General features: G+C 56.2%; 10 protein-coding genes and 2 pseudogenes. 7 read left to right on the forward strand and 5 right to left on the reverse strand.

The window, feature by feature from the left end:
• Positions 1 to 24 precede the first annotated feature (24 nt).
• The 4 genes from OA238_RS06990 (at position 25) to OA238_RS07005 (ending at position 7,262) form a co-directional block, all read left to right on the forward strand.
• A complete protein-coding gene (locus OA238_RS06990; RefSeq protein ID WP_015494649.1) occupies positions 25 to 1,797 on the forward strand; it encodes an ATP-binding protein in 1,773 nt (590 codons plus the stop codon).
• 4 nt (positions 1,798 to 1,801) lie between these two features.
• Positions 1,802 to 3,136 carry a sigma-54-dependent transcriptional regulator gene (locus OA238_RS06995; protein ID WP_015494650.1) on the forward strand — a complete coding sequence of 445 codons (1,335 nt, stop codon included), beginning with the start codon at positions 1,802 to 1,804 and terminating at the stop codon, positions 3,134 to 3,136.
• A 313-nt stretch (positions 3,137 to 3,449) separates the two neighbouring features.
• Entirely contained in the window at positions 3,450 to 3,947 is a 498-nt protein-coding gene (locus OA238_RS28760) for an endonuclease/exonuclease/phosphatase family protein (RefSeq protein WP_051076416.1), read from the forward strand.
• 489 nt (positions 3,948 to 4,436) lie between these two features.
• Entirely contained in the window at positions 4,437 to 7,262 is a 2,826-nt protein-coding gene (locus tag OA238_RS07005; protein ID WP_015494652.1) for an Rne/Rng family ribonuclease, read from the forward strand.
• A 104-nt stretch (positions 7,263 to 7,366) separates the two neighbouring features.
• Here OA238_RS07005 and OA238_RS07010 read toward each other — a convergent pair whose 3' ends face one another.
• Positions 7,367 to 7,600 carry a sulfurtransferase TusA family protein gene (locus OA238_RS07010; protein WP_245581458.1) on the reverse strand — a complete coding sequence of 78 codons (234 nt, stop codon included), beginning with the start codon at positions 7,598 to 7,600 and terminating at the stop codon, positions 7,367 to 7,369.
• Positions 7,601 to 7,698: 98 nt separating this feature from the next.
• Between OA238_RS07010 and OA238_RS07015 the strand changes: the two genes are divergently transcribed.
• From OA238_RS07015 to OA238_RS07025, 3 genes and pseudogenes are all read left to right on the forward strand, one after another.
• On the forward strand, positions 7,699 to 8,454 hold the full coding sequence (locus tag OA238_RS07015; protein WP_015494653.1) for a cytochrome c biogenesis CcdA family protein: 756 nt from the start codon (positions 7,699 to 7,701) through the stop codon (positions 8,452 to 8,454).
• Between the two features lie 63 nt (positions 8,455 to 8,517).
• A pseudogene (locus tag OA238_RS07020) lies at positions 8,518 to 9,849 on the forward strand (hypothetical protein).
• A pseudogene (locus tag OA238_RS07025) lies at positions 9,818 to 11,162 on the forward strand (cytochrome P450). Before OA238_RS07020 ends, OA238_RS07025 begins: the two co-directional pseudogenes overlap by 32 nt.
• On the opposite strand, the gene OA238_RS07030 reads toward OA238_RS07025, so the two are convergent.
• The 4 genes from OA238_RS07030 to OA238_RS07040 form a co-directional block, all read right to left on the reverse strand.
• Positions 11,146 to 11,391, reverse strand: a complete 246-nt coding sequence (locus OA238_RS07030) for a ribbon-helix-helix domain-containing protein (protein WP_044036434.1) — start codon at positions 11,389 to 11,391, stop codon at positions 11,146 to 11,148. The pseudogene OA238_RS07025 and the gene OA238_RS07030 sit on opposite strands and share 17 nt — an antisense overlap.
• On the reverse strand, positions 11,388 to 11,564 hold the full coding sequence (locus OA238_RS29845; protein ID WP_083906664.1) for a DUF4169 family protein: 177 nt from the start codon (positions 11,562 to 11,564) through the stop codon (positions 11,388 to 11,390). Before OA238_RS29845 ends, OA238_RS07030 begins: the two co-directional genes overlap by 4 nt.
• Positions 11,565 to 12,956 carry a class II fumarate hydratase gene (gene fumC, locus OA238_RS07035; protein ID WP_015494655.1) on the reverse strand — a complete coding sequence of 464 codons (1,392 nt, stop codon included), beginning with the start codon at positions 12,954 to 12,956 and terminating at the stop codon, positions 11,565 to 11,567.
• A 95-nt stretch (positions 12,957 to 13,051) separates the two neighbouring features.
• Positions 13,052 to 13,486 (reverse strand): SspB family protein, encoded by a 435-nt coding sequence (locus OA238_RS07040; protein WP_044036435.1) that lies wholly within the window; start codon positions 13,484 to 13,486, stop codon positions 13,052 to 13,054.
• Position 13,487: the final 1 nt, after the last annotated feature.

Raw genomic sequence — 13,487 nt, forward strand, 5'->3', positions numbered from 1 at the left:
CGGCGCAGGGGTGGGGCGGTAAGATTGCTACATGTTTTGGTGCATCATTTGAGACGGCGCCGCCTTTCGGCAGTCTGGTGGACGCGCATCCTGGTGATCGCGCTTGTTACACTTGGCTGCGTGGTCGTCGTTACATCTAACCGGCTTTTGACTGAACGCTTTACCGAACGCACGCGCGGCGCGGCGGATGTGCGGCTGGCGCTGTATTCCGCCAATCTGATCAGTGAACTCCAGCGAAATTCCATTGTGCCGCAACTGTTGGCACGCGACCCCGCTTTGATTGGTGCGCTGAATTCCGGCGACTTCGCCCAATCCTCGGCGCGGCTGTTGTCGTTCGTGGATGAGATTGGCGCCGCATCTTTGGTTTTGATGGACACGGATGGGCGCATCGTGGCGGCAACCAACCGCGAACGGCTTGGTGAAAACCAACGCAGTCAGAGTTCATTCGTGGACGCGCTGCGATCCAATGTGACCGTCTTCACGGTTGATGAACGTGACGAGGGCGGTTTTTCATTCACCTATTCGCGTCGCGTAGATGACAGCAGTCTGGGCGTTGGTGTTGTGTCGGTCGAAGTGGACCTTGCAAAGCTTGAGCGGTCTTGGGCGGGCATTTCGGATGCTGTCATGGTGCTGGATAGTGAAGGACGCGCGATTTTGGCAACCGAGCCGCGCTGGCGGGGCCGCTTGGAAGCAGACGCGCTGGACCTGCTTGAACCGCAAACGGCCATTGAACGCACGCTTCGTGGCACGCCCGATTGGTCCGCGTTGCCGATTGACGCGTATCTTCGTGGTGACGGTGTGATGCGCCAAGAACTACGCGTGCAGTTCCAAGGCTGGCGCATAGTTAGTTTCACGACGTTTCAGTCTGTTCGCGAGCGGGTAAATTCAATCATCGCGTTGGAAATCATGGGCTTCGCTATACTGCTGGCGGGATTATTCTGGATATTGTCGCGCAGATCAAATGTTGCCGCGCGGATGTTTCAGTTGGAATCGGCGGAGCTTCGCCAGTTGAACCGACGTTTGCAGCGGGAAATTGCCGAACGCAAGAAGGCCGAAAAGGACCTTGAGGTTGCCGAACAGACCGTCGCGCAGACGTCCAAGTTGGCCGCACTGGGTGAGATGTCGGCGGCTGTTTCCCATGAGCTGAACCAACCGCTTGCAGCGATGAAAACCTACCTTGCGGGGGCGCGGCTTTTGATTGCGCGCGAACGCCCTGATGAAGCCGTTGTTGCCGTGCAGCGCATCGACGGTTTGATCGAAAGGATGGCGGCAATTACCAAGCAGTTGAAATCCTACGCCCGCAAAGGCAAAGACAGTCTTGAACCCGTTGATATTAAGGACGCGGTGCTATCGTCGCTGTCGATGATGGAACCACAATTACGCCAGCGGCAGGTTATCATTACACGCACTTTACCAGATCAGCCGGTGATGATTTACGGCGATCGGATGCGGCTAGAACAGGTCATTATCAACCTGTTGCGCAACGCATTGGATGCGACAAAAATGGCCCTTGAACCGAGCGTTGAAATCTTGCTTGTGCAGGGTGACGTGGCGCGCCTGTCAGTGCGCGATAACGGGTCGGGGATTGAGGACCTAGATGAGTTGTTTGAGCCGTTTTATACCACCAAGCAGGCGGGGGACGGCACCGGGCTGGGCCTTGCTATATCATCTGGCATCGTAAACGACTTCGGGGGACGCCTCACTGCGCGCAATTCCGACAAGGGTGGGGCTGTATTTGAAGTTGAACTGCCTATTTTAGGCGCAGACCTAGATCAAAACATAGAAGCAGCGGAGTAGCCAAATGGCACAAGCCATGAAGATCGCGATTGTGGACGACGAGCAGGACATGCGGCAATCAATCAGTCAATGGCTGGCGTTGTCGGGCTATGACACTGAAACTTTTGCCAGCGCCGAAGACGCGCTGAAAGGTGTCGGGCAGGATTATCCTGGCATTGTGGTCAGTGACATCAAGATGCCGGGCATGGACGGGATGCAGTTTCTCAAGAAACTGAAAGGCGTTGATAGTTCGCTGCCCGTCATCATGATCACCGGCCACGGCGATGTGCCAATGGCGGTTGAAGCAATGCGCATTGGTGCGTTTGATTTCCTCGAAAAGCCCTTCAATCCTGATCGCATGACTGAATTGGCCAAGAAAGCAACTGTTGCACGGCGACTGACGTTGGACAATCGCGCGCTGCGCCGTGAACTAAGCGATGGTGGGGCGCTGATGAAAAAGCTCATCGGTGCGTCCCCTGTGATGGAGCGGCTGAGGGAAGATATCCTCGATCTCGGGCAGGCGGACGGTCATGTGTTGATTGAGGGTGAAACCGGAACTGGCAAGACGTTGGTTGCCCACGCGCTGCATGCGGTCGGCGCGCGCGCCAACAAAAAATTCGTGCTGATTGCCTGTGCTGCCTACGAGGACGATGACTTGTCCAAGCGTTTGTTTGGGCCTGCCGGACAAGACGACCCGATCCCTGCGATCGAAGAAGCCCGTGGTGGCACGATCGTTCTTGAAGACGTCGAAGCCTTGTCAGAAACAAATCAGGCCCGTCTGCTAACGGCAATCAACGAACAGGGCACACCGTCCGAAACCCGCATCGTTGCAATTTGCAATTTACAGGACGAGGGCAAGACATGTGAAAGCGTATTGCGCAATGATCTGTTTTACCGCCTTGCGGCGTTGCGGATCACGGTGCCGCCATTGCGCACGCGCGGCGAAGACATTTTGACGTTGTTCACCCGTTTGGGCGAAGTGTTCGCAGATGAATACGGCTGCGACGCGCCGGAAGTATCAGCGCAGGAAGCCGCGCAACTGCTGCAGGCGCCTTGGCCTGGCAACGTGCGCCAGCTGTATAATGTGGCCGAACGCGCGGTGCTGCAAAATCGCCGCGGAACGGGGTCCATTGCGTCCCTGTTGATGACCGAGGATGACGAAAGCCAGCCCGCCATCACCACCGAAGGCAAGCCACTGAAGGAATTCGTCGAGGCGTTCGAGCGGATGTTGATCGACAACACCATGCGCCGCCACAAGGGGTCTATTGTGAATGTCATGGACGAGTTGTGCCTGCCACGCCGGACCTTGAACGAAAAGATGGCTAAGTATGGGCTGCAACGGTCTGACTACCTCGGCTGATCTGGGCTGCACGAGATGAAAATTATCAGTCTGAATGCATGGGGTGGGCAGGTTTGGCCCGCCCTTGGCAGTTGGATTGGTCGCTGTGGCGGTAACGTTGTATGCCTGCAAGAAGTCATTCGCCCAAGAGAGCCGAGCCCCCTTGGCTTGCCTATCGCGACGCCCATCGCAGTCTGAACCAGCGGTCCGATCTGTTTGGTGACATCAGCGCGACGCTGCCTGATCACAAGGGCGGTTTTTTCCTGTGGCCATGGGGCCATTGTCGGACGCGGGTGGCAAGACCTATTAATCCCAACATGGGCTTGGCCAATGGGTGGCACCGCGTCTGGACATCCAAACGCGCCAAGACGGGTTTGTGCATAGTGTGTTTCGCACTGGCGGGTGGGGCATGGACCCTGTGCCGCGTGGCTTTCAGGTCGTTCGCATTGCCCAAAACGGGCGCGCGCGGCCCATCAGGGTTGCGCATTTTCACGGGCTGCGCAACGTTGGTGGCAAAGGCGATACGCCTGCGAGCGCAGATCAAGCCAAGCGCGCCCTGACGTTGTTGTCACAAATTGCATCCCCGCAAGACGACATCGTCTTTGCAGGCGATTTCAATGTTTTGTCCGACAGTGAGACATTGGCGATCTTTGCGGATTGTGGTCTGCGCGATCTGGTGGGGCAGCAAGACACGCGCACGGCGCTGTGTCCCAAAGCCATCCGGCACGCCAATTACATGCTGGTCACAGCGTCCGTGGACGTGAGATCCTTTGAGGTTCCCGCCAATCCTGTGGTGTCGGACCATCGCCCATTGATTTTGAGCATTTCCTGACATCGTATCCGTTAACGGATTACCGCGCCGCTAAATCACATAAGACAACGCAACGTCACACTTTGGCGTTGTAAAGTGACCCCATCGTCCCCTATGTGTAAAGGACGGGCGGTTGCCATGACGCTTTGCGCAAAAGCCCGGTGAGTTTTTCTGTTTTTGGTTGCAGTGACCCGATTAAATGATCCCGTCATACCCAAAGACAGACCGAAAGAATGTGGTCCCCTTTGATTGATTTTGGGCGGGATCAGATGAACAGCTCCCGGCGGTGACGGACATCCTTAATCGCAGGGGCCTTGAACGGGCCACTAATTGGTGGTCGGAGACCAACGCGATGGAACGCGCGACATTATACGGCGAGAGAGCAGGCGGCCAATTGGCCGCTCGCGCCGCTGTTGCGCGCCTCGCCATAATTGAACACGCCCCAGACAATGCAGCGCCCCCCGGATTATTGTGGGGGTTGCCGCCAAATGGCGCGTGGAACAGGACACAATGGCTAAGAAAATGCTTATCGACGCCACCCACGCGGAAGAAACCCGCGTTGTGGTGGTTGACGGAAACAAGGTTGAGGAATTCGACTTTGAAACCCAATCCCGCCGCCAGCTTGCTGGCAACATCTACCTCGCAAAAGTAACAAGGGTCGAACCGTCGCTTCAGGCGGCGTTCATTGACTATGGCGGCAATCGCCATGGTTTCTTGGCGTTCAACGAAATCCACCCCGATTACTACCAGATTCCGGTGGCCGACCGCCTTGCGCTGATTGCCGAAGAAAAGGCTTACGCTGAAAGCCAAAAGGCTGAGGCTGAGGCCGAGAAGCCAAAGCGCAGCCGCACACGTACCCGTCGCAAGCCCAAAGCGGCTGAAGTCGATGGGCAGGACGCGGTCGCAACTGCTGATCCGGTTGAGACATCCGAGGAAGAAACCTCCGGCGATATTGCTGGTATGGAAACGATTGATCTGAGCGATGACGAAACTGGCGAGGGATCGTCGCCGATGGAAACTGTCGCTGACACGCCGGTCGACACCCCTGAACAGGGTTCGGGCGACGGCGATGATGTGGCTGACAATGAGACGGATGGGGACGACTCTGACGGCGGTACGGAAGCCACTGACAAGGACGAAACCATCGAAAGTGTTGCGGATGAAGATGACCATGAAGATGTGCGTCCTGTTCGCAAGCCACGCCCGAAGCGCTATAAGATACAGGAAGTTATTAAAGTTCGACAAATTCTGTTGATCCAAGTGGTCAAAGAGGAACGCGGCAACAAAGGTGCGGCCCTGACGACCTACCTGTCATTGGCGGGTCGCTACTGCGTGCTAATGCCGAACACCGCACGTGGCGGCGGCATTTCACGCAAGATCACCGTTGCGGCAGACCGCAAAAAGCTGAAAGCGATTGCAAATGAAATGGCCGTGCCCGAAGGCGCTGGCCTGATCATCCGCACCGCTGGCAGCCAGCGCACCAAAACCGAGATCAAGCGCGATTATGAATACCTGCAACGCCTATGGGAACAGATTCGCGAACTGACGCTGCGGTCTTCCGCACCAGCGCAGATCTACGAAGAAGGCAACCTGATCAAGCGTTCGATCCGCGATCTGTATTCGAAAGAGATCGACGAAGTGATTGTCGAGGGCGAGGGCGGTTACCGCACGGCCAAGGATTTCATGAAAATGATCATGCCATCCCACGCTAAGAACGTGATAAACTACAAAGAACAGATGCCGCTTTTTGCGCGTCACCAGATCGAAAGCTACCTGTCGGGCATGTTTAACCCAACTGTGCAACTGCCATCGGGCGGCTACATCGTGATCGACACGACCGAAGCGCTTGTTGCGGTTGACGTGAACTCCGGTCGCGCCACCAAAGAAGGTTCGATTGAACAAACGGCAACAAAGACCAACCTTGAGGCCGCGGCAGAAGTCGCGCGTCAACTGCGCCTGCGTGACCTTGCCGGTCTTATCGTCATCGACTTTATCGATATGGATGAGCGTAAGAACAACGCTTCCGTAGAAAAGCTGATGAAAGACAAGCTCAAGACCGACCGGGCCCGCATCCAAGTGGGCCGGATTTCCGGCTTCGGCCTGATGGAAATGTCGCGTCAGCGTTTGCGTCCGGGCATGTTGGAATCAACGACCCAGCCATGTTCGCATTGTCACGGCACAGGCTTGCTGCGCTCTGACGCTAACGTCGCATTGGGTATTCTGCGCCAGCTGGAAGAAGAAGGTGTGCATGGTCGTTCAAAAGAAGTCTTGATCAAGGCGCCGATCGTCATTTCCAACTTCTTGACGAACCAGAAACGTGAACACATCGCTCAGATTGAAGCCCGCTATGGCCTGTCCGTGCGCATCGAGTGTGATCCGCATCTTGTATCGCCTGATTTCGTGCTTGAGAAATTCAAGACCGCCAGCCGCGTTGTGGCTGAAGTTGAATTGGTGTCGGTGATTTCGTCAGAAACGGCTGTTATGGCTGAAGTAGACGATGCCCCGATGGAAGAGGCTGAGATTGAAGTGACCGCATCCGTTGAGGCCAAGACCGAGGGTCACAGCGTAGCGCCTGAATCGCAAGACGGTGACGCGCCGACCAAAAAACGCCGTCGGCGCCGTCGTCGTCGTCGCGGTAGCGGCGGTGGTGAAAACGCCGAGGCCAACGGTGAGCACGCAGCACACAACGATGGCGATGCGGCGGTGGTCGTGAAATCGGACACGCTGGCTGACGTCACGCCAAGCGATCAGGGCGAAACCCCGGTCGTTGATGCAGTCGTTGACGCAGTTGCGGTTGAAGATGCGCCCAAGCCAAAGCGCACACGCACCCGTCGCAAGAAAGCGGATGCACCTGTCGAAAGTGCGGAAGTGACGGAGATCGTCGAGGCCGCCTTGGTTGAGGCGGCAAGTGCGGAGGCTGCGGCGGAAGACGCGCCCAAGCCTAAGCGGACCCGATCACGTCGCAAGAAGGCCGACGATGTGCCAAGCGATGACGCACCAGCGGCACCTGTTGCAGAAGCAGCGCCAGTGGGTGCACCTGCTGCAAAGCCCAAACGCGCGCCGCGCAGTCGCAAGAAACCGGCTGCTGCAGTGGATGATACTGCGGTTGCGGAAACGCCGGCTGAACCAATTGCTGCGTTTCCTGCTGAAACGCCGGAACCGGTGGTGGCAGATAAGCCTAAGCGTGTGCGCAAAACCACGTCCAAGCCAAAGGTTGAACCTGAGGTGGCCCCAGCCGCCGAACCAGTACCAGCACCAGCCGAGGCTGTTGTGGAAGACGCGCCGGTTGCCGATGATGCGCCCAAAAAGCGCGGTTGGTGGTCTTTGGGACGCTAACGTATCGCTTGAGAAACGCCCGCTAAGGCGCTGACATCAAACGCCGCTCCGTTCATACGGGGCGGCGTTTTTTATGGCAACGTCGTCTGTTTAATCACGTAAATCTAGTGCCTGCCTGCGTTAGACTGCGACACCAATTGGTGTCCCGCCTCAACGCAAAAGTGCGGGATATCTATAATCGCAATCGGATCATCTGCCCAAACAGTGACAACCGTGCCGGTTGGTGCGTCGCGCAGCACCTTGGCGACTTTCAAAACCGGCAACGGACATTTCAAGCCGCGCGTATCAACAATTTCTTCCATTTCAAAGACGTGCCCCGCGTTGAGCCAAATGTCCACCAGTTCGAAACACGTCTCAAACGAATTAAAACACGTTTCAACGATGATGTGACCATCTGCACAGTGACGCCGCGGGCACAGCCAGTTAAAATGGATTTATGTTTGAAACAGAAACCTTCCTCTTGGCCTCGTTGCTTCCCGCGCTTTTGGTGGCATTTTCGGCAGGTATCCTGTCGTTCCTAAGCCCCTGTGTGTTACCAATCGTGCCGCCGTATCTGGCCTATATGGGCGGCGTCAGCGTCACGGATATGGAAGACAACCGCGCCGCACGCGGGCGCGCTGTGGTTGCGTCTTTGTTTTTTGTGCTGGGCCTGTCGACGGTGTTCCTGATCCTCGGCGCAGGTGCATCGGCGCTTGGTCGCGCGTTCGCATCCTACCGTCCATATCTTGAGGTCGGGGCGGGTGTTGTTGTCGTCATCTTTGGTCTGCATTTCCTTGGCCTGTTTCGGCTGAAATTTCTGGATCGTGAAATGCGCATGGACGCGGGGGATCAAGGTGGATCGGCGTTTGGCGCTTACTTCCTCGGTTTGGCGTTTGCGTTCGGATGGACGCCGTGCCTCGGGCCCATCCTGAGCGCGATCCTCAGCCTCGCGGGGGGCCAAGCAGACGTCAGCAAGGGTGTAATGCTGCTTGGCGTCTATGCTATCGGACTGGGCGTGCCGTTTGTGTTAGTGGCGGCATTCTTCCCGCAAATGAAACGCCCAATGGCGTGGATGAAACGCAACATGGGGGTGATCGAAAAGACGTCCGGCGTGTTGTTGGTCGTCGTCGGGCTGGCCATGGCCACCGGATTCATGTCGATGTTCTCTTTCTGGATGCTCGAGACGTTACCGTTCCTTGCGATCTTTGGCTAGTAATTTACTTAATTCTGCCGAAATTGATGCCTATAGTACCTTCAAACTAGGGACAGGCGCGCGATGGAACAGACACCACAATCACCCGTGAAACGAACGGTCAGAAACCGCAGGGTGTTCTATATTCCGGGCTATGATCCGATCCATCCACGCCGCTACCGTGAGTTGTATCGCACTGAATCCGCGGCACAATCTTCAATATCGGGATACGACATTGGGATCGCGCCCAAAAAAGGTGAACATTACGGCTGGCGTGTGGAATCGCGCATGGACGGGCAGTCTGTTGATGCGCAGGTTGAGGTGCTTGTCTGGTCCGACATTGTGCGCAATTCAATGGCTTCGACTATTCCCGCAACCTATCTGCAACTGGTGCGAACTGCGTTCATATATATTGGATCAGGCGCATTGCGCCGTTTGATGTGGTTGCGCAAGGGGCCAGTGATTGCGGCGTTGTACCCCGTGGGAATGTTGCTTTTGAAATTGCTGGTCGCGGTTCTGCTTGGACTGTTGGCGGGTAAAGTGTTGGGTTGGACGCTGACATCGGGTGCGCGTGCGTTAATAGGTTTGATCGGCAACGGCGATGCGTCGGATCTCAATTTCTCAACTTTGTATGCGGGCCGCATGGTTGCGCAATGGGCTGTGGGCGCATGGATCGCTTTCATGATTTTGCGGTGGTTCAAAAAGAAAGACGGCAAGATTTTCGCATACTACCTCATGCATGACTATGCTTATGCAGCACAATCAAAGGGCGCTAACCCACCCGAGCTTGAAGACCGGATGGCTAATTTTCGCCGCGCAATTTCGGCCGCTTTGGACGATGATGTAGACGAAGTTTTGGTCGTTAGCCATTCATCCGGTGCGCATTTGGCGGTGTCGATCCTTGCGGATCTAATTCGTGAAGGTGGGGTCCCCAAACAGGGTCCTGCGCTTGGTTTCTTGAGCCTTGGCTAAGTTGTGCCGATGGTCAGTTTTCTGCCCAAAGCTGATCGTTTGCGCGCCGATCTGCATTATTTGTCCTCCCGCGATGAATTGACTTGGGTTGACGTAACCGCTCCCGGTGATGGCTGCGCGTTTGCGCTGTGTGATCCGGTTGCGGTGTCCGGCGTGGCACCGGATGGGCAGAAATGGCCGCTGGTGATTTCGGCAGCCTTCACGCAAACCCTAAGCCCTGAACGCTGGAAAGAGTTGCGCTGGAAGTTCTTCCGACTGCATTTTCAGTATCTCTGTGCGTTCGACCGTGTTGGGTACTACGACTATTTCAGCATTACAGCGGGGCCACAAACGCTGGCAGACCGCTTTGCGGGTCGCGCCCTGTCCAAATCACGCATTGACGTCGCCGCGTCCAAGTTTACCAGTATGAACTCTGATCCCGCCAAAACCCCCCTCACGTCCTGAAAAGGTTTCCCTTTGGCGCTATCTGAAATTGTTTCGCCAAGACATCCTGTCGGCGCAACCGGCAAAGCTGTACCGCGCGTGGATGGCCGAATTTCGCACGCCATTCTTTCGCAGCTATTTGGTGAACGATCCGGCGCTGGTAAAACGGGTCCTGAAAGAACGCCCCGATGATTTCCCGAAATCTGATCGCGTCGGCGCAGGGTTGCGTCCGTTGTTGGGCAATTCAGTTTTTCTGACCAACGGAGAGACTTGGAAACGTCAGCGCCGCATCATTGATCCCGCATTTGAGGGGGGGGCGTCTGCGCGGCACGTATGGCGCGATGTATGCCGCAGGCGAGGCAGCGGTTGCACGAATGGCCGCGAATACCGGCGTGCAGGATATCGAACCCGAAACGTCCCACGCTGCTGCTGACGTGATCTTTCGCACGCTGTTTTCGATCCCGATTGAAGACGAAACCGCGACAGCCGTGTTTGAGAAATTCCGTGATCATCAGCGCACGCAGCCAATTTTAAACTTGCGCGCTTTTATTCCCGGTCCGCGCTGGATGCCGCGGTTTTTCAGCCGCGCGACCAAATCCACGGCGCGCGATATTCGTCGACTGATCACCGATCTGACAGAACGGCGGATGTTTGAAATTGACGCGGGAACGGCGCCCGATGATCTTGCGACCAAAATCATGTCGACCGCCGATCCGGTCACAGGCCAGACGTTCAGCACGCAAGAAATGGTTGATCAGGTGGCGATTTTCTTCCTCGCAGGGCATGAAACCAGCGCGTCGGCCTTGGCGTGGACATTGTATTTGTTGGCGATGCATCCCGAATGGCAAGACAGATTGGCGGTTGAGGCAGCGGCCGTTACGCCCGATTTTGCCAGTGTGTCAAAACTGCGCCTCAGCCGTGATGTGTTTCGCGAAGGTTTGCGTCTGTATCCGCCGGTTCCGATGATGGTGCGCGAAACCAAATGTCGCGAAGAGATGCGGGGCCGCGCCGCACCAAAAGGTGCGCAGATCGTGCTATCGCCGTGGCATCTGCATCGACATGAACGTTTGTGGGACAATCCTGACGGGTTTGATCCGACGCGGTGGGGCACTGAAAACGGCAAGCAATGCCAGCGTGTCGCCTATATTCCGTTTTCTGCCGGACCGCGCGTCTGCACTGGCGCGGGGTTCGCCATGGTCGAGGGGCCACTATTGTTGTCGATGCTGGTCGCGCGGTTCCGGTTTGAATTGACTGACCGAGTTCCTGTCCCCGTCGCACATTTGACGCTGCGCGCGAAAGACGGGATTTGGCTGAAGATCACGGAACGGGATTAGGGCCTTCGCTTTTCAGGGCGTTCAGCACAAATACTCGGATGGCGGACGCAAGTCCGATATCGCCGCGGGCTTCGTCAATCTCAATAGCCAACCCGTTTAGGGTTTGATTACGCTGAGCGGCGATGCGGCGAAATTCCTGCCAAAATTCCGGCTCTAACGAAATCGACGTGCGGTGTCCGCGCAGGGTGACGGAATGTTTGGCAGGGCGCTGTTGTGGACCTGTGGTCATTCGTCCTCGAATTTTAGCTGATCAAGCTGGAACTTGGCGCGACCGGCACGGGCGGTTTCGGCCAGCCGCTCCGCCTTGGTGCGGCCAAACTTGGTGGCATTCACGTCAGCTTCGGCTTTTTTAGCAGTGAGTTCGCGAGCCTTTTTGATTTTGTTAAGGTTAACAATGTTCATCTATTTCGGGCCGATCATGTCTTCTGGGCGCACGACGCGATCAAAGGTTTCTTCATCAACAAATCCAAGTGCGACTGCTTCGACCCTTAGGGTCGTGCCGTTCTTATGGGCGGTCTTGGCGACTTTGGTGGCGTTGTCGTAGCCGATTTCGGGTGCCAGTGCCGTGACCAACATCAGCGATTCTTTCATCAGCGTGTCGATTCGCGCCTCATTGGCTTCGGTGCCCGCAAGCATCCGTAGGGTGAAACTGTCCGCCGCGTCACCCAAAAGCTGCATGGATTGCAACAGGTTATACGACATCATCGGGTTGTAGACGTTAAGTTCAAAGTGTCCTTGCGATCCAGCAAAGCCAATCGCCGCATCATTGCCAAGGATATGGGCGCAAACCTGCGTCATGGCTTCGGCTTGGGTCGGGTTCACTTTGCCGGGCATGATCGAACTTCCGGGTTCGTTTTCGGGCAAGATCAATTCGCCCAAACCGGATCGCGGACCAGAACCAAGGAACCGCATGTCATTGGCAATTTTGTAGCACGCCATGGCCACGGATTTGATCGCACCTGACATGAATACCATGGCGTCATGGGCGGCCAATGCCTCAAATTTATTGGGGGCAGTGATGAACGGCAAGCCAACGATATCGGCCATATGTGCCGCGACAGTGGTGTCCCAGCCTTTGGCAGTGTTCAAGCCGGTGCCAACAGCTGTGCCGCCTTGTGCGAGCTCATAAATGCCAGGCAAGGCCAGTTTGATGCGCATGATACCATTGCGCACCTGCATGGCATAGCCGGAAAATTCCTGCCCCAATGTCAGCGGTGTCGCGTCTTGTGTGTGGGTGCGCCCGATCTTGATGATGTCTTTGAACTTGACGGCCTTGGCGTCCAACTCATCCGCCAGCTTTTCCAAACCGGGCAGCATGACGTCGCGGGTCGTCATGGCTGCGGCGATGTGCATGGCCGTCGGGAATGTGTCGTTTGACGACTGGCCCATGTTGCAATGATCATTGGGGTGGACGGGCGATTTGGACCCGATTTCGCCACCCAGCATTTCGATTGCGCGGTTTGAGATGACTTCATTGGCGTTCATATTGCTTTGCGTGCCAGACCCTGTCTGCCAGACAACCAATGGGAAATGATCATCAAGCTTACCGTCGATTACTTCAGTGGCAGCCGCGATGATGGCGTCCGCCAAAGTCCCGTCAAGCTTGCCCGAAGCCTTGTTTGCCATCGCACAAGCCTTTTTGATGACGCCCAATGCGCACACGATCGCGACCGGCTGCTTTTCCCAACCGATAGGGAAGTTCATCAAAGATCGCTGCGTCTGCGCGCCCCAATAACGGTCACTTTGGACCTCAAGCGGGCCAAAGCTGTCGGTTTCAGTACGGGAATTGGTCATGGGGTCGTCCTCACGCAGGGGAATGTGGTTCTGTATACAGTCGTATGCCGTTTAATGGTGAGACCCGTGCATCGCAACTAAACAATGCGCGCAAATTATTTGCGGAACTGATCCAAGGACACGATATCGGCGTCCTTTTTGGGCGCGTCTTTTTCTGGTTCGGCCATAACGTCCATCGGGGCTTCTGGTGTTTCGCCATCTTCGTCGTCTTGGGCTTCAAAGCGCAGGCCGAATTCAACGGACGGATCGACGAAGGTTTTGATCGCGTCGTAGGGCACATACAAAGGTTCCGGCTTGTCGCCAAAGCTCAGCGTGATTGAAAACCCATGATCGGTCACTTTCAGGCTTTCGTATTGGTGCTGGATCACGACTGTCATCTCACCGGGGTAGCGGTCTGACAGCCAGTCGGCGATTTCGACGTCCGGATGCATTGTGTCAAACGTGATAAAGAAATGGTGGTTCCCCGGCAGGCCTTTGGCGCACACGTCGGTTAACACTTCAAGTATCAGCCCTCGCATCGCTTTGTGCATG

The organism is Octadecabacter arcticus 238 (assembly GCF_000155735.2).
Classification (GTDB): domain Bacteria; phylum Pseudomonadota; class Alphaproteobacteria; order Rhodobacterales; family Rhodobacteraceae; genus Octadecabacter; species Octadecabacter arcticus.